The following is a 20598-nucleotide window of genomic DNA, read 5'->3' on the forward strand; positions in this document are numbered from 1 at the left end:
TCATAGATCCTGTCACAACGGCTTCCTGGCGTGGCAGCAGACCCTAATGGAGCACTTCTCATGTCCCGGAACGACTATATCTTCACCTCCGAATCGGTTTCGGAGGGGCACCCCGACAAGGTGTGCGACCGCATTTCCGACGCGGTGCTCGACGCGCTACTGGCCGAGGACAGCCTCGCGCGTGTCGCCTGCGAAACCTTCGCCACCACCGACCGCGTGGTGATCGGCGGCGAGATCGGCCTGACCGATCAGGCCAAGCTTGCGGAATACATGGAGCGCATCCCCGAGATCGCGCGCGCCTGCATCAAGGACATCGGCTACGAGCAGGACAAGTTCCACCACGCCACCTGCGAGATCACCAACCTCTTGCACGAGCAGTCGGCGCATATCGCCCAGGGCGTGACCGGCCAGCGCGGCGACGAGGGCGCGGGCGACCAGGGCATCATGTTCGGCTATGCCACGAACGAGACCGACGCGCTCATGCCCGCGCCGATCCAGTTCGCCCATGACATCCTGCGCACCCTGGCCGAGGCGCGGAAATCCGGGCGCGAGCCCTTGCTGCGCCCCGACGCCAAGTCGCAGCTCTCGGTGCGCTACCGCGACGGCAAGCCGGTGGGCGTGGAGCAGATCGTGCTTTCCACCCAGCACGCTGACGAAAGCCAGACCTCCGAGGACATCCGCGCCATCGTGGAGCCCTACATCCGCGAGGTCCTGCCCGAGGGCTGGATCACCCCCGAGACCGAATGGTGGGTGAACCCCACCGGCACCTTCGTGATCGGCGGGCCGGACGGGGATGCGGGCCTGACGGGCCGGAAGATCATCGTCGACACCTATGGCGGCGCGGCGCCCCATGGCGGCGGGGCGTTTTCGGGCAAGGACCCGACCAAGGTCGACCGCTCGGCGGCCTATGCCGCGCGTTACCTGGCGAAGAACGTGGTGGCCGCGGGGCTGGCCGAGCGCTGCACGATCCAGCTCTCCTATGCGATCGGGGTGGCCAAGCCCCTGTCGATCTACTGCGACACCTTCGGCACCGGCGCGGTCGACCCCGCCGCGATCGAACGCGCGATCCCCAAGGTCATGGACCTGACCCCGCGCGGGATCCGCACGCATCTCGACCTCAACAAGCCGATCTACCAGCGGACGGCGGCCTACGGGCACTTCGGGCGCACGCCTGATGCGGATGGCGGCTTCTCCTGGGAGCGCACCGATCTGGCCGAGGCGCTCAAGAAAGAGGTCTGATCCGGGCCCCGGTTTGCCGGGGACTGGGACAGGACGTGGTGGCCGGGGGAGATCCGGCCCTTGGGGCCCGGCGCCAGCGCCGGGCCTTTTCTTTGGGCTGTGGGGCGGGGCGCAGTTTCTTGGAGAAGCTGCTGCGCGTCTGTTCCTTGCTGATTGGCACCGGAGGCTCGCGCTGCCACTCGCACCCCGACTCGCACCCACCCCGCAAAAGCCCGCGCCCGCGGATTTCACGAACTGCCATCTCCAAAAGCGGGCCGAACAGCACCGCAGGTGCCGGCCCGCGCGCCGGACCGGCCCGACCGGTCTGGCGCTCCTGCGCCGTCAGGCGCAGCTCGGGCGATACGGCGGAGCTGATGGATAAAGCGCGCCACGCAACCCGTGCAGCGCCAGCCCGCCGGTCCGCCGCGCGGGCCTCGGGTGAGACGGTGCGCCCTCAGGCCTCCGGGCGAGCGTCCCTCATGCTCGCAGCGCCGGTCCGGCGCGTGGGCCTTGGGTGAGACAGAGCCCCTCAGGCCCCGCGCGCCAGCGGCCCCCGGCCCTTGAGCATCAGGAACAGGCTCTCTTCGTCGTTGTTGCGGAAGAAGGGCACCGAGGCGGGCGGTGCGGGGTCCTCCGCGCGGGCGGCGACCTCGGCCAGCACCACCTCGGTGATGAAGGGCATGTCCAGCGCCCGCACCTCGTCGAGCGCAACCCAGCTCAGGTGGGACAGCTCGTCGGAGGCGGCGGAGAAATCGTCGGGATCCGAGGCCAGGGCCTCGGCATCGACCAGGAAGAACCGCGCGTCGAAGCGGCGCGGGCGGCCCGGCGGGGTGATCGCGCGGAAGACGAACTGCATGCCGTCGGCGGCGGGCCGGTGGCCGGTGGCCGCGAAGTCGCGCCAGTCCTCGGGTGCGTCGTCCCAGGCGCCGGGGCGGCCCAGGACCTGGCCGGTCTCCTCGAAGAGCTCGCGGATGGCGGTGAGCGGCAGGGCCTCGGCGACGCCCGGCGCCTCGGTGTCCTCGCGCAGCCGTGCCGCGCAGAGCGGGTCGAGCGCCGCGGAGAGCGGCACCGCGCCGTCACCGGGATCGCGCGCGCCGCCGGGAAAGACGAACTTCGAGGGCATGAAGGCGGCTTTCGCGCCGCGCTGCCCCATGAGCACCCGCGGCCGCGTGGCTCGGTCGCGCAGGACGATCACAGTCGCCGCGTCGCGAATGGCGCTTTTGGCCCCGGGGGCCTCGACCGTGCCGCCTGTCATCTGTCCTGCTCCTTCCGGCGCGTCTTCAGCCGGGCGCGGAGCCGTCACTGACTGCCGCCGAACCCATGCATGCCGCGTGCCCATTGGAACGCGACGATGGCGCCTTTCAACCTGGGCAGAAGGTAGAGGGAAAGCCCGATGCAGCCAACCGCGAAGATGGTGAAGAGCGTCAGGGGCTCGGGCCGCCAGGTCTCGAAGACGATCAGCAGGAGCGGCGCCATCAGGTGGCCGACGATCAGGATGGTCAGATAGGCCGGCCCGTCGTCGGCGCGGTGGTGGTGCAGCGGCTCGCGGCAGACCGGGCAGCTCGAGCGGACCTTGAGATAGCCCGAGAGCAGGGGGCCGGTGCCGCAGTTCGGGCAGCGGCGGCGCCAGCCCTTGATCAGGGCGGGCATGGTTTCGCGCTCGGCGGGGTCGGCGCTGGTGTCTTGCGGCGCGGCGGACATTCCGGTCTCCCGAATGAGGTCGCGGGGACCATGGACCTTCCGCGCCCGCGCCGAAAGGTGCCATGCCGTCCTTGCGGCGGCATGTCGCGCAGGTGGGAGGGCAGGGGGAGGGGGTGTGTGGAAACGCGTCAGGCGTGGTGCGGATCGCTCTCCGCTCTCCGCTCTCCGCTCTCCGCTTTCCCATCTCCCATCTCCCATCTTCAATCCACTCTGTCCCCTGTCCCCTGTCCCCTGTCCCCTGTCCCCTGTCCCTTGTCCCCTCCCCCTCTCCCCTCGCCACCAGTGCCAACAGAGGGCGCGCGCCGGACCGGGGGCCGGCGCTGCCGACCTCCGAGCGAGGCGCTTAATGGCAGCAAGGTCAGGACTAGCGACGATCTAAGCGCTTCGCCCACAAGAGCGCCGGCCCAAGGGGCCGGTCCGGCGCGCGCCCGGCATCTTCGATGCTATTCGGGCGCAAGGGGGTGCGCTTTTGGGAACGACGCTCTGCTGTTCCTGGGGCAGGTGGAGGAGTGTTTGCGGGCAGAGTGGGCGTGTTGTGCGGGCAAGGGTAAGGCTCGATGGGGGTGGCTTGCAGTTGGTCCTAGGCCATCGGCCATTCTTTAGACTCAAGCGAGCGCGGCCCTTGCTCCGGCCGCACCTCTTCGCCCCGGACACTGCCGCCCACGGTCACTGGCGCCCACGGATATTGCCGGGCCCGGACACTGCCGCCCAAGCAACCGCTCACCCCCCCCCCAAAAAAAACGCGACGGAAATCCGCCGCCCCGCCGTGTAACCCCCATGCGCCGCTCGAAACCGAGCCGGCGCGCAGGCAACACAAGGACCCACGCCATGACCAGGATTTCCGCCCCGCCCGCCGTGCTCGCCGCGCTGATCGCGCTCGGCGCCCTCGCTCCCGCCGTCACCCAGGCCGACGAGGGCCCGCGCGGCGCCGCCTTCGAGACGCTCGACACGGACGGCAACGGCAGCCTCAGCCAGGCCGAGCTCTCCGCCCGGGCCGAGGCGCGCTTTGCCGAGGCCGACACCGATGGCGACGGCCTCCTCACTGCCGAGGAAATGCAGGCCGCCCGCGAGGCGCGCCGCGCCGCCCGCGAGAGCCGCATGATCGAGCGGCTCGACACCAATGGCGACGGCGCGCTCTCCTTCGCGGAGCTGACCGACCGCCGCGACCCCGCCCGGCTCTTCGAGCGCCTCGACACCGACGGGGACGGCGCGCTCAGCCCCGAGGAATTCGCCGAGGCGAAGAAACGCATGGGCCGTCACGGGCCCCGCGACGGGCACCGCCGCAACTGAGCCCGGCCAAGCGCCCTTGCCCGAGGGGCAGGGGCGCCTTAACCCGGAGAGGCAGGATCGCGGTGGCACTGGACAACATGGGCGAGGACAGCGACGACGCGTTGATCGCGCGGGTCTCGGCGGGCGACACGCGCGCCGCCCAGGCGCTGACCCTGCGCCTGGCGCCGCGGGTCTATGCCCATGCGACGCGGCTCCTGGGCGATGCCGCCGAGGCCGAGGATGTCACCCAGGAGGCGCTCCTGAAGCTCTGGCGCATCGCGCCCGACTGGCAGCCGGGGCGGGCGCAGGCCTCGACCTGGCTCTACCGGGTGACCGCGAACCTCTGCATCGACCGGCTGCGCCGCCGCAGGCCCGCCGCGCTGGACGAGGCGCCCGAGCCGCAGGACGCGACCCCGCCGGTCACCGAGCGGCTGACCGAGGCGGCCCGCGCCCGGGCGCTCGACCAGGCGCTCGCCGCGTTGCCCGAGCGGCAGCGCCAGGCGGTGGTGCTGAAACATCTCGAGGGGCTGCCCACCGAGCGGGTGGCCGAGATCATGGACATCGGCCCGCGCGCGGCCGAGAGTCTGATAGCCCGCGGCAAGCGGGCGCTGACCGCGCGCCTCGCCGGCCTGCGGAAGGAGTTGGGTTATGACGACTGAGCATCGCGACCCCGAAGACATCGGGCCCGAGGCGGAAGCCGCCCTGGAGCGCTACTTCTCCGCCGGGCGCGCCCATCCGCCGGCCCTCTCGCCCGAGATGCTGGCCCGGCTCACGGCCGAGGCGCAAGGTCAGGCGCGCGCCCATGGCCGGGCGCGGCGACCAGCCCGCGCCGGGCTGGCGGGGCTGATCGCGGCGCTCGGCGGCTGGCCGGCGCTGGCGGGGCTCGCCACCACCGCCGTGGCGGGGTTCTGGATCGGCCTGGCGCCGCCCGATCTGCTTGCCCCTTCGGTCGAGGCGCTCTGGAGCGGCGACAGCGAGCTGGCCTTGTACCTCGCCCCGGCGCAGGGGCTCGAGGCGCTCGACACGCTGGACGGGGAGGGCTGAGCCATGGCCGAGACGCAAGGCACGCCCCCGGCCCCCCGCATGCCGCGCTGGCTGAAGCTGGTGCTTTTTGCCTCGCTGGCGCTGAACCTCGCGGTCCTGGGCCTGGTCGCGGGCACGGTGATCAACCGCGGGCCGCCGCATCGCGCCGAGGCTCCGCCGGGCGTGGTCTACATGCGCGCGCTGCCCGCCGAGGACCGCCGCGCCGTCTTCCGCAGCCTGCGCGACGCGCGGCGCGGGCTCGATCACCCGGGCCGCGAAGGTGCCCGCGCGCTGGAGATGCTGCGCGCCGATCCCTTCGACGCGGCGGGCTTCGCGGCGCTGATCGAGCGGCAGAACCGCCAGGGCGATGCGCTGCGCGACGCCGGGCAGGCGGCACTTATCGCCAGGCTCGACGAGATGGGTCCCGAGGGCCGCGCCGCCTATGCCGACCGGCTCGAGGAGAGCTTCACCCAAGGCCCGAGACGCAAACGCTGACGGCGCGCGGGGGCCTCATGCCTCGCGCGCGCTCGGGCCTCGTTTAAAGGGTTGCAGCAGTGCCCGCCCTCGGGCTTAAACAAGGCGAGTTTGTCCATGACCCGGAGCCCCCGCCATGTCCTACAGCCGTGACAACGCCGAGCTTGTCGGCCTGCGCGCGGTCGGCTGGCTGGCCGGGAACGACGACCTCCTGCCGGTCTTCCTGGGCGCCACCGGCGCCGACGAACGGCAGTTCCGCGAGCATCACGCCGACCCCGACTTCCAGGGCTCGGTCCTCGATTTCATCCTGATGGACGACGCCTGGATCAGCGCCTTCTGCGAGGAGACGGGCCTTGACTACAGCGCGCCGATGGAGGCCCGCGCGGCCCTGCCCGGCGGCGAGGCGGTGCACTGGACATGAGCCCGGGCCCGGGCGCGCAGGAGATCGCCGCGCTGCTTTTCGACAAGGACGGCACGCTGCTCGATTTCCGCCGCACCTGGGAGGGCTGGGGCCGCGAGGTGCTGACCGATCTCTCGGGCGGCGACCCGGCGCTTGCTTCGGCGCTGGGCGCGGCCATGGGCTTCGATCCCGCGCGGGGCTTCGCGCCGGACAGCCCGGTGATCGCGGGCACCGCCGCCGAGGTCGCGGACTTGCTTGCCGGGGTTCTGCCCGGGCTGACCCCCGAGGAGATCATCACGCGCCTCGACACCCTCGCCGCGCGCATCACGCCGGTGCCGCCCCTGCCGCTGGAGCCGCTGCTCTCTGAGCTCGTGACGCGCGGGCTGGCGTTGGGCGTGATGACCAATGACACCGCGGCGGTGGCCCGCGCGCATCTCGGCGCGCTGGCGGTGACGCAGCATTTCGAGCGCATCCTCGGGGCCGATTCGGGCTTCGGCGCGAAACCCGCGCCCGGCCCGCTGCTGGCCTTTGCCGAGGCGCTGGACCTGCCGCCCCACCGCGTCGCCATGGTGGGCGATTCCACCCATGATCTCCTGGCTGCGCGGGCCGCGGGCATGCGCCCGGTCGCGGTGCTGACCGGCATCGCCAAGGCCGAGACGCTGGCCCCCCTGGCCGAGGTCGTGCTGCCCGATATCGGCGCTTTACCCCGCTGGCTCGACGCCGCGCGGGGCTGATCTTGGCGATTTGTTAACCCCGGGGGCGTAGCAAGGAGGCGAAGGATCGGACCCGGGGGGCGCATGCACGGCCTCGTCAATGCCACGCTGCAATGCTTCGTCGCGGATACCTATGGCGCCAAGACCTGGGGCGCCGTGTTGCGGCGTGCGGACCTCTCGGGCACCGAGTTCGAGGCCATGCTGGTCTATGACGACGCGGTGACCGCGCGGCTGGTCGCGGGGATCGCGGCGGAGCTGGCGCGGCCCGCCGATACGGTGCTGGAAGACGTGGGGCACTACCTCGTCTCCCATGCCCGCCGCGCGGGGCTGCGGCGGCTCCTGCGCTTTTCCGGGCGGGATTTCCGCGACTTCCTGCATGCGCTGGACGAGCTGCCCGACCGGGTGCGCCTGGCCGTGCCCGACCTCGATCTGCCGCGCATCGAGCTGCGCGCGCTCTCGCCCGAGGGGGCGCTGATCGCCTGCCGCAACGACCTGCCGGGGGCGAGCCACGTGCTTTTGGGCCTCTTGCGCGCCATGGCCGACGACTACGGCGCGCTGGCCTATCTCGACCTCGCGCGCGGGGAGGGCGGGACCGACGTGATCTCGGTCCGCGTCGCCTCGGAGGCCTTCTCCGAGGGCCGCGCCTTCAGCCTCGCGGCGGAGGGCGCGCGGCGATGAGCCCCGGCGAGGATCTCTTGTCGGCCCTGCGCCCGATGTTCGTCTCGGTTGACGCCGCGGGGCGCATCGCCGCGCTGGGCCCGACGCTGGAAAAGGTGCTGGGCCGGGTCGCGGGGCGCCCCTTCTTCGAGGTGCTCGAGGTGGTCCGCCCGCGCGACGTGCAGGACGCGACCGGTCTCTGCGCCTCGGCCGGGCGGCGGCTGCACATCACCGCCCGCGCCGCGCCCGAGACCGGGCTGGTCGGCCTCGCGGTGCCCGACGGGGCAGGCGGGGTGGTCCTGGACCTGGGCTTCGGCATCGGCGTCGCCGAGGCGGTGCGCCGCCACGGGCTGACCGGCAGCGACTTCTCCCCGACCGATCTGACCATGGAGATCCTCTTCCTGATCGAGGCGCAGCGCGCCGCGATGACCGCCTCGCGCCGGCTCAACAACCGGCTGCATGCCGCCCGCCAGACCGCCGAGGCCGAGGCCGCGACCGACATGCTGACCGGGCTCGCCAACCGCCGCGCCGCCGACCTCGCGCTGGCCGCGCTGGGCGAGGGCGACGCCGCCTTCGGGCTGGTGCATCTCGACCTCGACCGCTTCAAGCAGGTCAATGACCGCTTCGGCCATCACGCGGGCGACATGGTGCTGAAGGACGTGGCGCTCGCGCTGAAAGGCGCGATCCGCCCCGAGGACCTGGCCGCGCGCAACGGCGGCGACGAGTTCCTGATGATCTTCCCGGGCCTTTCGGACCTGGCGCGGCTCGAAGGGCTCTGCGCCCGGCTGATTGCCCGGATCGAGCGGCCCCACGCCCATGGCGCGGCGCGCTTCGCGATCTCGGCCAGCGCCGGCATCGCGGTCTGGCCCGGCGGCCCCGGCAGCGACCCCGGCGCGCTTCTCGCCCGGGCCGACGCCGCGCTCTACGCCGCCAAACGCGCCGGCCGCGGCCGCGCCGCCAGCGCCCCCGCCCCGACCGGCGCCAGCGGCGCAGAAAGCGGCAAATCCGGTCGGAAATTTCTCCCCGAGGGCCTTGATCCCCCCGGCCGGAAGCCGTAGATAGCCGCGCAGTTGGGGTGTAGCCAAGCGGTAAGGCAGCGGTTTTTGGTACCGTGTACCGTAGGTTCGAATCCTACCACCCCAGCCATGCATCCAAAAAAATCCATCCCTTCCAATGGGATGGCCGTTGATCAAGCGGCGATCCTCCCGTCTCCACGCGGTCGTGGTTCACAAACTGGTTCACATCGTCAGGGGTGTAGAACGCGTGAGCCCTCGAGGAAGTGGGGGCTTCACCTCGTTCGAAGAAATGGGATCTTCTACTTCCGGCGTCGCTGGCCGAAAAAAATCTGCGCTTTCGGCGCGCCCGCGTTTTTGTCGGTTTCGCTGCACACACATCTCCTCGCCGAAGCGGTAAAGCGGTCGGCTGACCTGCTGTCCGCAGTCGAGGCAGGAGAGAAACACGTGCTCAAAGAACTACAGGATAGCGCCATCGACGAGACCCGCGTCCAGGCGATGCTGAGAGAGATGGTCCGGCGGGCCGTGGCTGGCATGATTGCCCGGCAGGAAAGCGCAGCTGTGTCTGAGATTTCCGAGGCCTACCTCGGCCGGATCGATACAGAGACTGGTCGCATCCGGGACGCTCAGCGGGCTCGGGAGTGGTCGGTGGCCTCGACGTTCGCTGGAGAGATCGCGCGGCAGCACGGTCTTGACCGTGAGGCCGTCGAAGCACCCGCAGTTGCCCGGCAAGTGCTCTTCCTTCTACGCCGCCTCAACGACTTGAGCGCCCGCGTCGAGAGGGACTTCGATGACCCGCTCGATGTCGGGCGGGATCTGCTAATCGATCATGGGCTGAAGCCGGCCCGAGACGCCATGAAGCCGCCCATGCTGCTGTCGGAGGCGATTGAGAGGGCCTGCGAAGAGGCGCCGCAAGACGTGGAGACCAAGATCCGGGTCGCAGGGAAACTCGCCCTGGCGTATTTCGGCGACGTGCCCGTGGCATCGATCGTGCTCGAGGAGGCCTTCGAGTTCCTCTTCAAAGTGTGGATGCTGCCGAAGGGTTGGGGGAAAGGCCACGGCCGGAACAGGCATGAGAAGATCGGCAAGGACCTGTGCCCCCTTCAGGAGATCCGCGAGGCCGACGAGAAGGATGCGCAGCTGCTCGAGGAAATCATGCGCCTCGACACCTTGTCGGTGCCTGACAAGCGCCGTCGGCTCGTGCAGGAGCTCACGCCGCGCCTCACGGACGGATACCTGTTCGTCCAACGCGACATGATCAATCGTATATTCCGAGCCGCGCTTGGGCGAAAGCACGTCGGCAGGGATGTCGATGACGACGCTCGCGTTGTGCCATCCCATGCGCAGCTCAAGAAAAAATTGATCTCTTGGCACAAGTCTCAAAAGACACCCTGCAAGCTCCCCAAGCGCGTGTCGCGCCCGAAGCGGCGGATGTCCTGGTCACTCGAGCACGTGTCGCGGCTCCTGCGCTCGCCGATCTATCTCGGCACTTCGTCAAAGAAACAGCGCAGCCGCAAGGCCACCGCGCGCAATCGCATCATCATCCGAGACGCGATCTATTGGGTTCCGCTCGTCATGATTACCATGGGTGTCCGTCCGGAGGAGATCTTGCAGGCCGCCGTCTCGGACCTGGTGCGCCGCGATGGGATCCTCTGTTTGTTTGTCGGAGACGAGGAAGACGCCGTTCTGAAGAACGAACAATCGCGGCGCGTCCTGCCGATCCCGGAGATTCTTCTTGAACTTGGCTTCCGGGAGTGGGTCGTGAAGAAACGAAGGGATGGTGAAACCTGGCTTTTTCCTGAGATCCAGCCAGACAAGAGCCACGGTCGTCGGTCACAGATCTTCGGCGATCGACTGCGGAACCTCCTTGAGAGGTTGAAACTCCGGGACGCGCGCGAAGACATCTACGCCATGCGGCGCACGCTGTCCTCCAAGCTCTTGAGCCTGGGCATCGATACCGGGACACGCCAGAAGATCCTGGGCCACCTGGAGGGTACGACCGTTGATCGGCACTATTCGGATCACGGTCTTCTGGAGCTGAAGGACCTCCTGGATGCCGTGGATTACGGGATAGAGGTCGGTCGCGACAAGCGGTTCGATTTCCCGATCATCGTGGGCAACCGCACCGCTCTGCAGACGGCCATCGATGTCGAGGTGGCGCTGACCGATCAACGGGAGGTTTCTGCCGTTCAATTTCGGGATTCGGAAACAGACGAGATCGTGTTCGAGGCCGCTATCTCCGGACGCAAGGCACCTGCGGCATACCCGTGGAATGAATGTAGTGCACTCGATGAGAAAGAAGTTGCGTCTCAGATCATCGCGCTCAGCCGACAATACTCGCTCACGATGCCGGCCAGTGAAGAAGCCACGGCAGCGCTCGAGCATTTGTTGATCCTCGTCGACGACAAGCCGTTCTACCTTCCTGCCGCAAAGCGCAACGTCGCCAAGGAGGCGCCGGAAACGGACCGTGAGCCCCTGGCTGATGCTGAACCGGTGGTTCAGGAGCCGGGCCGTCGGCTGGCCGATCTCGCGACCGGGGATCTTGTGGTCTGCGTTTTTCCGAGCCGTCGCCCCGGCGTCACAGAGGCGGCGGCGCGCCCAGGAGTTGTCGTAACCACCCGAAGCATGGCTGGTCGGAAGTTCCTCGATATCGCTTGGGGCGGCCCGATGACTCCCGACAGAGCTGCGCGGCATGTACTCGCCATCGCCCAGCCCGTGGAGATGGCCGAGGCCAAGCTCGACATTCCCACGCGCTTCAATTTGCGGCGGCGCGTTCTTGTGCCTGCTGAGGATACGACAAGGCTGCATGGTCGCTTGGGGCGCATCGGTAAGAGCGCCGAAGCAAGGCTTAGGGAGAGCCTCATCCATGCCGGTGACGTCTCCCCGGAACCCATCGAAGAACCCGTCAGAACGTCTCGACCACTGGTCGTGGCGCGGAGGCGCAGCAAGAGCGTGCGGCCGCCAAATTCAAGGTAGAGGACGCTGCAGAAATCGCTCCCAGCTCCCGGCCTATCGTGATGTTGATACAAGGCATTCGCTGTCGTATCGCTCGATTTCCACTGACCCGGTTGCCTTGCTGGCTTGGTCTGTCATGCTGCGATGCCGGTCGCGCGCCGGGCCAAGAAACAGGTTGATCTGCAGGATGCCGCTGACGCGGCCCCTGCGCGCGGTCAAGAAAAACATCCTGCGATTCCGAGACTTGGATGCACTAATGGGATGCTGACCCTTTCCAGCCGGGAAGGCTTTCCGGGAAAAGCCAGATTTCAACGAAGCCTTCTGAATGCGGCAGAGCATCATGTGTCCAGGGTCCAGCGATGATGGGAAACCGAGCTGCCATCGGCCAATACCAAGCTGCAATCGGCGGATCGGCGGAAGCCGAACGGCCGGCCTTCCGGAGTTCTCGCGATGTTTGTTCAAATCGCAGCGCTTTTTTCGCTCGGTCCGCGGGCGGAGGGCATGGCTGGTCTGGTGTCCGAGGCCTTCACACCTTGAACGCCGCAACCGCCATGCGAGCCAGTGCTCCTATGGAGGCCACCTTCGCGCTTCTCATAGGATTGTTGAACCGCCAGCGGTCAGCAGCCAACTGAGCAGAGAAATATGTCGCCATGGAGCTGTCTTTCGGCGATCCTGGGCCGCTCTGACCTCACGAGTATATGGCCGGTATTCCGGCTTCTATACTGGTATTGTGGATCAGACCTCAGAAAGACCCCGAACACGCCGAGCTGTTTGGTCTTTGTGTGTCCGGCGGATCCTGGAACTCGTGCTTGAGATACAGACATACATGACTGTCCGCCATCCGCACTCCTTGGGAGAAGGTCGATGGTCACAGAATAAGACACACAACTGCGCAATCTGGATCTCAGATCTGACAGCGGTGAAGGTCGCATAGTGCCCAGCGTCGTCATAGAAGTCCGACGTGACGAACGATGGCTCAGAGCCCCGGCCAGATTCTTTTCGTCGCGCCGATCCCGCAAACACCAGAGACCCGTGCATCTCGGGGTTGGCTCTTTGCGAGCATCACAGCTCTATACCTCGAAAGGCAGCCACCATATCGTAAGCGGCTGTTGCCGCGCGGTTTTCCGATTGAAGCACTTTGTGCGAAAACCGTGGACTTTGTGAGCCTTCGGTCGCCTTGATTGCTCTTTCTCACCATCGCAGTATTGCCTCGGTGGGAGCCGAGAAAGTGAAACCGTCGAGGTGTTACGTCGGGTGCTGCGGATCTCCGAGAAGAGGGTGCCCTCCAACAGTGACGCGAGATCTCCGCGCCTCGGCGCATGAAACCAGGCCGAAGGCGCGGTCGACTGCATGAACCTAAAGTCTCTTCAGCTCTTTCGGCAGATCGTGCTGACAGGCTCGCTGGCCGAGGCGTCGCGCCAGCTCAATGTCTCGGCCTCGGCGGCAAGCCGGCTGTTGTCGCTTCTGGAGCAGGAGCTCGACATCTCTCTGTTCAGCCGCGAAAAGCGCCAGCTCGTGCTCACCGATGACGGCGATATCTTCTACCGGCGGGTGGTGCAGACGCTCGACGGCCTCGATGAAATCCCCACGCTGGCCGCCGATATCCGAAATCGCTCGCACCGTCGGCTGTCCCTGGTCACGGCCGCGCCGATCGCCCGCTCGCTGGTGTCTCCGGCGCTGGCGCATATGGAGGCCGGGGGGCGCTCGATGCAGTGTTCGCTCAACGTCGAGACCCGCTTCGACATCGAAAGCAAGGTGGCCGCGCGCAGCTACAACCTGGGCCTCATCTCGCTGCCGGTCGAAAACGCGATCCTCGATGTCGACGTGGAGCCGATCCTCGAGGCGGGCACCGAGGTGCTGATGCCGTCCGATCACCCGTTGGCGGCGCGCGACGAGCTGACGGTCGAGGATATCGCCCGGGAGCGCTTCGTCGCTCTGCGGCCCGGGCAGCGCTGGCGCGACCGGCTGGACCAGGTGCTCGGCGTCAGCGGGTATGAGCCGCAGGTGGCGGTCGAGACGAGCTCCAGCATCGTGGCGCTGCAACTCGTGCGCGACAGGCTGGGGATCACCCTGACCGACCGCGCCTCGGTTGAGCTGTTGCCCGGCGACCAGGCGGTGCTGCGCCCGTTGGTGGGCCCGCGTCCGGTCACCTATGCGGCAATCCATGCGCCGGGGCCGCGCGCGCCTTTGGCGACGGCCTTTCTCGACGCGGTGAGCGCGGTGATCGAGGCGCGGCGTGCCACCGATCCGGCGGCCGCCGCCATGCTCGAGCTGATCTGACGGCTCAGCCGCGAAGCGCCGCGGCACGCGCCTCGGCGGTCTCGGCCAGGCGCCGCGCGATGGCCGCGCTTTGGCCGGTGTAGCCCGCGGGATCGAGAAGCGCCTGCACTTCGGCTTCGCCCAGGGCGCGCACCTCAGGGTGTTCGAGCAGCCGGGTTTCCAGCGCGCAGCCGCTCGCCAGCGCCTCCTCGACGGCGTGATGCACGAGGTCATGCGCCTCCGCCCGCCCGGTCGCGGGCGCCAGCGCCATCATCAGCCTCTCGGTGGCGACCAGCCCGCCCGAGCGCATCAGGTTCTCGCGCATCTGCTCCGGGTGGACCTCGATCCGATCGAGCAGCCGTGCGAGGTCGCGGGCCACGGTCCAGCCAAGGGGCAGGGCGGTGTCGATCACCGAGGACAGCAGGTGGTTCGCCGCGGCGTCGCCCTCGTGGCTGGTCAAACCCGACTCCATCGCAGGCGCCGCCTGAGAGCGGAGCCGCGCGCAGTCGGCCTGGAGCCGGACCACGTGCTTGGGATTGACCTTGTGCGGCATGGTGGAGCTTCCGACGACGCCCTCGTCGAGACGTTCGCTGAGCTCGCCGATCTCCTCGGTCATGAGGACGTAGGCCTCGCGGGCGATGCGTTCGGTCGTCATCCCGAACATTCCGAGTTGCATCACGAACTCGACGAAGAGGTCGTTCACCGTACGGCCAGGCACCGCGAGCTCGCCCAGGTCCAGCTCGCGCGAGAGCGCCGCCATGAGCGCGGGGCCATCCTCGCCGTAGCCATGGAAGGCGCCCACGGCGCCGCCGAAGGGCAGCCGGAACGCGCGCCGCCCGGCATCGTCCAGGCGGTCGGCCGCGCGGGTCAGCTCTTCGATCCAGCCGGCGATTTTGAACCCGAAGGTGATCGGCACAGCGTGGCGGCGGTTGGTGCGCCCGGCCATGGGCGTCTCCGCATGGCTCCGGGCCAGCGCGGCCAGCCGGTCGAAGGCCTCGGCGAGGGCCTGGTCGAGCCCCCGGCGGGCCCGGCGGATCAGCAGGAGCCGTCCGGTCTGCATGACGTTCTGCGTCGTGGCCCCCCAATGCACGTAGCGGCCCGCGTCGCCGGCATCCTCGGCAAGGCAGCGGGTCAGCGACAGAACCGGGGCCATGGTGCGAGAGATGGAGGCGCGCATGCGATCCTCGCCGATCGCCTCGATCCGGGCGTGGCGGCTGATGTCCTCGGCCGCCCAGGCCGGGATCATGCCGATCTCCGCCTGCGCGCGGGCGAGGGCGGCCTCGACGTCGAGCCAAGATTGCCAGAGCGAGGCTTGGGAAAACAGCGTCTCCGGCGTGACGGTCTGCGCGCGGTCGTGCTTCATGGCGCCATGTCCTCGCTCGCTGCCTCGTCGTGTTCGAACCTCGGCGCCGCCGCGAGAAGGCGCCTGGTGTAGGTCGTCTGGGGCCGAACCAGCACGTCCTCGGCCAGGCCGGTCTCGATCAACTGCCCGTTCAGCATCACCGCGACACGGGTGGCGATCTGGTGGACCACCGCCATGTCATGCGTGATGAGCAGGCAGGTCAGGCCCAGATCGCGCTGCAACTCGCTGAGAAGGTTCAGGATCTGCGCCTGCACGCTGACATCGAGCGCGGAGGTCGGCTCGTCGCAGACCAGCATCCGCGGGTCGGTGACCAGCGCGCGGGCGATGGCCACCCGCTGCCTTTGCCCGCCCGAGAGCTGCGACGGATAGGAGTGCAGCAGGCGGTCCGGCAGGCGCACGAGCTCCATCATCTCGCGCGCCTTCCTGCGGCGCGCCCCGGCGTCGCCTTCGCCGCGCAGGGCCAGCGGGCGGGCGATGATCTCGGCCAGGGTTCGGCGCGGGTTGAGCGAGGAATAGGGGTCCTGGAAGATCGGTTGCACCCGGCCGGCCCGGTCCATCGGGGCCATGTCAGAGACGGGGATGCCATCGAGCAGGATCTCCCCGGAGGTCGGCGCATCGAGGCCGAGCAACATGCGCGCGAGCGTTGATTTGCCCGACCCGCTTTCGCCCACGAGGGCGAGGATCTCGCCCCGGTGCACGCTGAGATCGACATTGTCGACGGCGCGGATTTCGTGCGGCGGGCCGAACAGACCCTTGCGGCTTTGGAAGACCCGGCTGACGCCCCGGGCCTCGAGCGCGGTCTCGGCAGCACCGGTCCGCGCGCGCTCGATCACCTCGGGGGCCTGCTGCGCCGCGCGCAGCTCGGCGTCGGCCAGCACGCAGCGGCGCCAGTGATCCGCGTCTCCCTGCACCGGCGGGCGGGACGCGGTGCATTCGGGCCGGGCCTGTGCGCAGCGCGGCGCGAAGACACACGACCTGGGGCGCGCGTAGAGCGACGGCACCGTGCCGGGGATCGCCTCGAGCTTGCGCACCGGGCCGTCGGTGCGCGGGATCGCTCCGAGAAGCGCGCGGGTATAGGGGTGGCGCGGTTGGCGCAGCACGGAGGCGGCCGCGCCGGATTCCACCACCTCGCCGCCATACATCACCGCGACGCGGTCGACGTTGCGGGCCACCACGGCCAGATCGTGGGTGATGAGGATCATTCCCATGCCCATCTCGCGGCGCAGATCGGCCAGCAGCTCCATGATCTGGGCCTGCACCGTGACGTCGAGGGCGGTCGTGGGCTCGTCTGCGATCAGCAGGTCAGGCTCCATCATCAGTGCCATCGCGATCATCACGCGCTGGCGCTGCCCGCCCGAGAGCTGGTGGGGATACTGCGCCATGCGCGCCCTGGGCTCGGGGATGCCGACGCGGTCCAGAAGCTCGATGGCGCGCTCCCGGGCTGCAGAGGCCGAGAGCTTGCCGCTCCGGACGCTTGCCTCGGTCAGCTGCCGCCCGATCCGGTAGACCGGGTTCAGCGAGGTCATCGGTTCCTGGAAGATCATTCCCAGCTTCGGGCCCAGGTAGTCGCGGGCGAATGTCGCCTCGTCCACCCGGGTGAGCTCCGTGCCGTCGAAGCGCATCGCATCGGCCGTCATGCCCGCGCGCCGGGGCAGGAGCCGCATCAGCGCCAGGGCGGACATGGACTTGCCCGAGCCGCTTTCGCCGACGATGCCGAGGCTCTCGCCACGGTCGAGGCTAAGCGAGACGTCGCGCACCGCGTGCAGCGGGCCGGCCGGCAGGTCGAGGGAGACGGACAGGTTGTCGATCTCGAGCATGGGCATATCAGTTCCTTCCGTCGGGCGAGGTCACGTCGCGCAGGCCGTCGCCAAGAAGGTTGGCACCGATCACCAGCGCGAAGAGGCAGAGGCCGGGCAGCACCACCAGCCAGGGGCGGTAGAACATCGCCTGCTTGCCCTCGGCGATCATGAGGCCCCAGGAGGGCATCGGGGGCTGGATCCCCACACCGAGGAAGGACAAGCTCGATTCCGCGAGGATCGCGATGCCGAGCTCGAAGGTGAAGATCACGATGATCGCGCTGACCAGGTTGGGCAGGATCTCGTGGCGGATCACCTGGCCGGGGCTGGCGCCCGCGGCCCGCGCGGCGGCGACGAAGTCCAGGCTGCGGATGCGCTGGGTCGCGGCGCGGGTCACTACCAGGTAGTAGGTCCAGTGCAGCACGCCCACGATGCAGATCACCACCCAGACCGACGGCCCGATGATGAAGACCAGCGCCATGGCCAAGAGCAGCCCTGGCAGTGCCAGCTGGGCGGTCAGAAGGAAGCTCACCGCGTGGTCGATCCAGCCGCCGAAATATCCCGCGATCACGCCCAGGGTGACGCCGATCACCATGCCGATGCAGGCGGCGCCGAGGCCGATCATCAGCGAGATACGCGCGCCGTAGATCAGCCGGCTCAGGTAGTCGCGGCCGTTTTGGTCGGTGCCAAGCAGATATTCCGGGTTGCCGCCCTCGGCCCAGACGGGCGGCAGCATCCGCGCGCTCAGCGACTGGGCGAAAGGATCGTGCGGCGCGAGCAGCGGCGCGAAGATCGCCACCAGCACCAGAAGCGCGATGATCGTGCCACCGATCAAGAGCCCGCCGTGGCCGCGCGCCCGGGTCAGGGCCAGCCGGCGCGGCGTCGGCGGCAGAGCCTCGGGGGTGCGCTGGGTGGCCTCGGCCGCGCTTTCCGCGGCCAGAGGCTGGGTCGGGTCGGTCTGGGCGGGGGTGGTCCGGGTCAGGCTCATCCGATGCGGATCCTCGGGTCCAGGGCAGCGTTCAGGATGTCGGCCAGGAGGTTCATGGCCACGAAGACGAGGGCGAAGACGAAGATCAGCATCTGCACCGTGGGGATGTCCGAGCCGAGGATCGACTCGAGCGCCAGCCGCCCCAGCCCGTTGATGGCAAAGATGCTCTCGGTGATCACCGAGCCGCCGAACTTCTGGCCAAGCTGCACCGCCAGAACCGAGACGACCGGCAGGATGGCGTTGCGCATGGCGTGGCGGGTCAAAAGCGGCATGCCGCGGAACCCCTTGGAGCGGGCGGTGCGGATGTAGTCGCTGTCCATCACCTCGATGAGGCCGGTGCGCGTCAGGCGCATCACCGCGGGCACCGAGCTGGCGCCCAGCACGAAGGCGGGCAGCACGAAGTGCAGCCAGGTGTCGTCGCCCGAGACCGGGAAAATCGGCACGGTCACCGCGAAGAGGATGATCATGATCAGCCCGAGCCAGAAGTTCGGCACCGCCTGCGCCGAGACCGCGACGCCGAGCGCGAAGCGATCGGCCCAGGAGTTGGGCTTGAGCGCCGCCAAGGCCCCCAGCGGGATCGAGATCAGGATGGTCACCGAAAGCGCCGAAAGGGCCAGCGCGATGGTCGTCGGTGCGCGGGAGGCGACCAGTTCCGCCACCGGCTTGTTCCAGTAGTAGCTTTCGCCAAAGTCGCCGGTCAGCACGCCGCCGAGCCAGTCGAAATAGCGCGTGGCGAGCGGCCGATCGAGCCCGTAGGTCTCGCGGATCTGCGCCAGCACCTCCGGCGTCGCGTCCTCGCCGGCGATGGCATAGGCGGGGTCGGTCGCGACATTCAGCAGGAAGAAGGTCGCCAGCGAGACCGTGAAGGCCACCGCGAGCGCCAGCGCGCCGCGTTGCAGGATGTATCTGAGCATGTGGTCTCCTCCGCCTCGTGCTGGTCCCGCGCCATCATGGGCGCGGGACCACGTCAGGTCACTTCCAGGACGCGTTGTCGAGACGCGGCAGCCCGTCGGGGCTGAGCGGGAAGTCGAGGTCGGGGTTCACGAGATAGTTCTGCGAATAGGAGAACAGCGGCGCCCAATAGGCCTGATCGGCGATGGTCGTGAGGGCCTCCTCGTAGAGCGCCTTGCGCTGCTCGGGGTCCGCGGTCTGCTCGGCGGCGAGCACGGTTTCGGTCAGTTCCGCGTCGCCGGAGAGATTGCGGTCGCTGTCGCTCGAGAAATGCACGCGGGCGATGGCCGCGGTATCGGCGGTGCCGCCCGAGCCCCAGGTCCCGAAATAGGCCGGGATCTCCTGCTGCGCGCGCGCCTGGTTGAGCGAGGCGAGCTTCACGTAGCGCAGGTTCACGTCGATGCCGACGGCCTCGAGATCGGCGGCGATGGCCTCGGCCGCGGGTTTGTCGCGATAGGCCCAGAGCTCCAGCGGGAAGCCATCGGGATAACCGGCCTCGGCGAGCAGCGCGCGCGCTTTCTCGGGGTCGTAGGGATAGGCCGCGATATCCTCGGTGCAGCCGAACTGAGCCGGGTGGCAGGGCGTGTGGATGCCCTCGGATGAGCCGCCGATGAGGTATTCGGCCATCTCCTCGCGGTTCAGCGCGTGGTTGACCGCCTGCCGGACCTTCACGTTGGTCAGCGGGCCGTCCGCGTCGGTGTAGCCAGCGGCATCGAGGACCAGGAAGCCGACGCGCAGGTCGGGACCGGAGAGATGCGTTGCCTGCGGCGTGCTGCCGAGGGATTCAGCCACGTCGAGCGGCACCTTGAACATCCAGTCGACACCGCCGGACATCAGCTCGGCCTGCTGGGTGCCGATGTCGGGCAGGTTGCGCACCACGACATTCTCGATCGCCGGTGCCTCGCCCCAATAGGCGTCGAAGCGCTCCAGAACGACCTCCTGGCCCGGCTCGAAGGACACGACCCGGTAGGGGCCTGCGCCGATCAGGTCGATGGCCATCGCGCTTTCGTCTATCTCGCCGCCTTCGGTGCGATAGGCGCCTTCGGGGCGCAGTTTCACCCGCTGCGCCATGTCGCGCAGAACCAGCGGATAGACGGTCTTCAGGTGAAAGCGCAGCGACAGGTCGCCGGTCACCTCGACGCGGTCGAGCCAGCGCTCGATGGTGCCCTTGGCCTGGGCTTCGCTCTCCTCGGAGACGATCCAGTTGTAGGTATAGGCGACGTCCTCGGCAGTGAGCGCGGAGCCGTCGTGGAAGGTCACGCCCTCGCGCAGGGTCACGTCCAGCGTGGTGTCGTCGACCCAGCTCCACTCGGTGGCGACCGCCGGCGCGAACTCCTGCGTTTCGGGGTCGAGATCGAAGAGCGTCGCGTCGGTCAGCTCCGCCATGATGATGTATTCGCGCTTGGTCGTGTAGTTGTAGTCGAGGTTCAGGATTTCCTCGGCCAGGGCGACGCGCATGGTGTCGTCCTGTTTTCCCGCCGTGGCGGCAAGGGGAACTGCGCCGGCGAAGGCGGTGCAGAGGGCCGTGGCGGCAACGGTGGTTCTAAGCATGTCACTCCTCCCAGAGATGCGGATGCCCGGACCCTACGGTGTCGTGAGAGATGCTAAAACTGCAATGATTGGACGTATAGTTGCAAAAATTGGATGGGAGGTTGGGGGATTGGTCTCGTCGGCTCGCGCGCGGTCAGGTCATGTCTTGAGCAAATCCGAGCATTGCCATGGGAGTGGTGCGTCTCATGTGCGGTTTGGGGTTCTCTTGAGGTCCGGTTGCGGCCCGAACCTGCCTTTCGCGCCTCACACAGCGAAAGACCGCTCTCA

At 68.6% G+C, this 20598-nt stretch carries 19 protein-coding genes, 1 tRNA gene, 1 pseudogene and 1 riboswitch; of the genes and pseudogenes, 13 read left to right on the forward strand and 8 right to left on the reverse strand.

All coding sequences use genetic code 11. The features are described from left to right. Positions 1–6: 6 nt before the first annotated feature. A riboswitch (SAM-SAH riboswitch) is annotated at positions 7–54 on the forward strand. A 6-nt stretch (positions 55–60) separates the two neighbouring features. Further along, positions 61–1239, forward strand: a complete 1179-nt coding sequence (gene metK, locus LR948_RS16645) for a methionine adenosyltransferase (protein WP_232755214.1) — start codon at positions 61–63, stop codon at positions 1237–1239. A 508-nt stretch (positions 1240–1747) separates the two neighbouring features. Here metK and LR948_RS16650 read toward each other — a convergent pair. Together LR948_RS16650 and LR948_RS16655 are read right to left on the reverse strand one after the other, a co-directional pair. After that, on the reverse strand, positions 1748–2473 hold the full coding sequence (locus tag LR948_RS16650; protein WP_232755215.1) for an NUDIX hydrolase: 726 nt from the start codon (positions 2471–2473) through the stop codon (positions 1748–1750). A gap of 44 nt (positions 2474–2517) precedes the next feature. Further along, positions 2518–2919: a DUF983 domain-containing protein gene (locus tag LR948_RS16655; protein WP_232755216.1), complete on the reverse strand. Its 402-nt coding sequence runs from the start codon at positions 2917–2919 to the stop codon at positions 2518–2520. Between the two features lie 828 nt (positions 2920–3747). On the opposite strand from LR948_RS16655, the gene LR948_RS16660 reads away from it, so the two are divergent. The 11 genes and pseudogenes from LR948_RS16660 (at position 3748) to LR948_RS19050 (ending at position 11444) form a co-directional block, all read left to right on the forward strand. Continuing rightward, complete coding sequence (locus tag LR948_RS16660) at positions 3748–4209, forward strand: EF-hand domain-containing protein (protein WP_232755217.1); 462 nt, start codon at positions 3748–3750, stop codon at positions 4207–4209. A gap of 77 nt (positions 4210–4286) precedes the next feature. Then, positions 4287–4847, forward strand: coding sequence for an RNA polymerase sigma factor (locus LR948_RS16665; RefSeq protein ID WP_255703037.1), 561 nt, complete (start codon positions 4287–4289; stop codon positions 4845–4847). After that, positions 4837–5232 (forward strand): hypothetical protein, encoded by a 396-nt coding sequence (locus tag LR948_RS16670; RefSeq protein ID WP_232755218.1) that lies wholly within the window; start codon positions 4837–4839, stop codon positions 5230–5232. The genes LR948_RS16665 and LR948_RS16670 overlap by 11 nt, the downstream gene beginning before the upstream one ends. A 3-nt stretch (positions 5233–5235) precedes the next feature. After that, positions 5236–5706: a periplasmic heavy metal sensor gene (locus tag LR948_RS16675; RefSeq protein ID WP_232755219.1), complete on the forward strand. Its 471-nt coding sequence runs from the start codon at positions 5236–5238 to the stop codon at positions 5704–5706. A gap of 115 nt (positions 5707–5821) precedes the next feature. Further along, positions 5822–6106 (forward strand): DUF3572 domain-containing protein, encoded by a 285-nt coding sequence (locus LR948_RS16680; protein WP_232755220.1) that lies wholly within the window; start codon positions 5822–5824, stop codon positions 6104–6106. Next, positions 6103–6819 carry an HAD family hydrolase gene (locus tag LR948_RS16685; protein WP_232755221.1) on the forward strand — a complete coding sequence of 239 codons (717 nt, stop codon included), beginning with the start codon at positions 6103–6105 and terminating at the stop codon, positions 6817–6819. The genes LR948_RS16680 and LR948_RS16685 overlap by 4 nt, the downstream gene beginning before the upstream one ends. A gap of 63 nt (positions 6820–6882) precedes the next feature. Further along, positions 6883–7476 carry a heme NO-binding domain-containing protein gene (locus LR948_RS16690; protein WP_232755222.1) on the forward strand — a complete coding sequence of 198 codons (594 nt, stop codon included), beginning with the start codon at positions 6883–6885 and terminating at the stop codon, positions 7474–7476. Continuing rightward, positions 7473–8513, forward strand: coding sequence for a diguanylate cyclase (locus LR948_RS16695; RefSeq protein ID WP_232755223.1), 1041 nt, complete (start codon positions 7473–7475; stop codon positions 8511–8513). Before LR948_RS16690 ends, LR948_RS16695 begins: the two co-directional genes overlap by 4 nt. A gap of 13 nt (positions 8514–8526) precedes the next feature. After that, a tRNA-Gln gene (locus LR948_RS16700) sits at positions 8527–8601 on the forward strand. Positions 8602–8633: 32 nt separating this feature from the next. Next, positions 8634–8888: pseudogene (locus tag LR948_RS19045) on the forward strand (DUF6538 domain-containing protein); the annotation flags it as partial. Between the two features lie 27 nt (positions 8889–8915). Continuing rightward, positions 8916–11444 carry a tyrosine-type recombinase/integrase gene (locus LR948_RS19050; protein WP_232755224.1) on the forward strand — a complete coding sequence of 843 codons (2529 nt, stop codon included), beginning with the start codon at positions 8916–8918 and terminating at the stop codon, positions 11442–11444. A 505-nt stretch (positions 11445–11949) separates the two neighbouring features. Here the strand turns inward: LR948_RS19050 and LR948_RS18920 are convergent. Then, a complete protein-coding gene (locus LR948_RS18920) occupies positions 11950–12075 on the reverse strand; it encodes a hypothetical protein (RefSeq protein ID WP_255703032.1) in 126 nt (41 codons plus the stop codon). A gap of 698 nt (positions 12076–12773) precedes the next feature. On the opposite strand from LR948_RS18920, the gene LR948_RS16710 reads away from it, so the two are divergent. Beyond that, positions 12774–13703, forward strand: a complete 930-nt coding sequence (locus LR948_RS16710) for a LysR family transcriptional regulator (RefSeq protein WP_232755225.1) — start codon at positions 12774–12776, stop codon at positions 13701–13703. 4 nt (positions 13704–13707) lie between these two features. Here LR948_RS16710 and LR948_RS16715 read toward each other — a convergent pair whose 3' ends face one another. From LR948_RS16715 to LR948_RS16735, 5 genes are read right to left on the reverse strand one after another with little or no spacing between them, the layout of a single operon-like run. Next, positions 13708–15045, reverse strand: a complete 1338-nt coding sequence (locus LR948_RS16715) for a lyase family protein (RefSeq protein WP_232755226.1) — start codon at positions 15043–15045, stop codon at positions 13708–13710. Then, a complete protein-coding gene (locus tag LR948_RS16720; protein WP_232755227.1) occupies positions 15042–16862 on the reverse strand; it encodes an ABC transporter ATP-binding protein in 1821 nt (606 codons plus the stop codon). The genes LR948_RS16715 and LR948_RS16720 overlap by 4 nt, the downstream gene beginning before the upstream one ends. 7 nt (positions 16863–16869) lie before the next feature. Next, positions 16870–17829: an ABC transporter permease gene (locus LR948_RS16725; protein ID WP_232755228.1), complete on the reverse strand. Its 960-nt coding sequence runs from the start codon at positions 17827–17829 to the stop codon at positions 16870–16872. Then, on the reverse strand, positions 17826–18743 hold the full coding sequence (locus tag LR948_RS16730; RefSeq protein WP_232755229.1) for an ABC transporter permease: 918 nt from the start codon (positions 18741–18743) through the stop codon (positions 17826–17828). Before LR948_RS16730 ends, LR948_RS16725 begins: the two co-directional genes overlap by 4 nt. A 58-nt stretch (positions 18744–18801) precedes the next feature. Next, a complete protein-coding gene (locus tag LR948_RS16735) occupies positions 18802–20331 on the reverse strand; it encodes an ABC transporter substrate-binding protein (RefSeq protein WP_232755230.1) in 1530 nt (509 codons plus the stop codon). Between the last annotated feature and the right edge of the window lie 267 nt (positions 20332–20598).

The sequence above is a fragment of the Roseivivax sp. GX 12232 genome (genome assembly GCF_021272185.1).
Classification (GTDB): domain Bacteria; phylum Pseudomonadota; class Alphaproteobacteria; order Rhodobacterales; family Rhodobacteraceae; genus Roseivivax.

Coding starts and splice junctions, on each gene's coding strand:
- LR948_RS16650 (WP_232755215.1), bottom strand. CDS start 2,473: ATGACAGGCGGCACGGTCGAGGCCCCCGGGGCCAAAAGCGCCATTCGC.
- metK (WP_232755214.1), top strand. CDS start 61: ATGTCCCGGAACGACTATATCTTCACCTCCGAATCGGTTTCGGAGGGG.
- LR948_RS16730 (WP_232755229.1), bottom strand. CDS start 18,743: ATGCTCAGATACATCCTGCAACGCGGCGCGCTGGCGCTCGCGGTGGCC.
- LR948_RS16675 (WP_232755219.1), top strand. CDS start 5,236: ATGGCCGAGACGCAAGGCACGCCCCCGGCCCCCCGCATGCCGCGCTGG.
- LR948_RS16690 (WP_232755222.1), top strand. CDS start 6,883: ATGCACGGCCTCGTCAATGCCACGCTGCAATGCTTCGTCGCGGATACC.
- LR948_RS16715 (WP_232755226.1), bottom strand. CDS start 15,045: ATGAAGCACGACCGCGCGCAGACCGTCACGCCGGAGACGCTGTTTTCC.
- LR948_RS16660 (WP_232755217.1), top strand. CDS start 3,748: ATGACCAGGATTTCCGCCCCGCCCGCCGTGCTCGCCGCGCTGATCGCG.
- LR948_RS16735 (WP_232755230.1), bottom strand. CDS start 20,331: ATGCTTAGAACCACCGTTGCCGCCACGGCCCTCTGCACCGCCTTCGCC.
- LR948_RS16685 (WP_232755221.1), top strand. CDS start 6,103: ATGAGCCCGGGCCCGGGCGCGCAGGAGATCGCCGCGCTGCTTTTCGAC.
- LR948_RS16680 (WP_232755220.1), top strand. CDS start 5,822: ATGTCCTACAGCCGTGACAACGCCGAGCTTGTCGGCCTGCGCGCGGTC.
- LR948_RS16670 (WP_232755218.1), top strand. CDS start 4,837: ATGACGACTGAGCATCGCGACCCCGAAGACATCGGGCCCGAGGCGGAA.
- LR948_RS16725 (WP_232755228.1), bottom strand. CDS start 17,829: ATGAGCCTGACCCGGACCACCCCCGCCCAGACCGACCCGACCCAGCCT.
- LR948_RS16655 (WP_232755216.1), bottom strand. CDS start 2,919: ATGTCCGCCGCGCCGCAAGACACCAGCGCCGACCCCGCCGAGCGCGAA.
- LR948_RS16710 (WP_232755225.1), top strand. CDS start 12,774: ATGAACCTAAAGTCTCTTCAGCTCTTTCGGCAGATCGTGCTGACAGGC.
- LR948_RS16720 (WP_232755227.1), bottom strand. CDS start 16,862: ATGCTCGAGATCGACAACCTGTCCGTCTCCCTCGACCTGCCGGCCGGC.
- LR948_RS16695 (WP_232755223.1), top strand. CDS start 7,473: ATGAGCCCCGGCGAGGATCTCTTGTCGGCCCTGCGCCCGATGTTCGTC.
- LR948_RS18920 (WP_255703032.1), bottom strand. CDS start 12,075: ATGGCGACATATTTCTCTGCTCAGTTGGCTGCTGACCGCTGGCGGTTC.
- LR948_RS16665 (WP_255703037.1), top strand. CDS start 4,287: ATGGGCGAGGACAGCGACGACGCGTTGATCGCGCGGGTCTCGGCGGGC.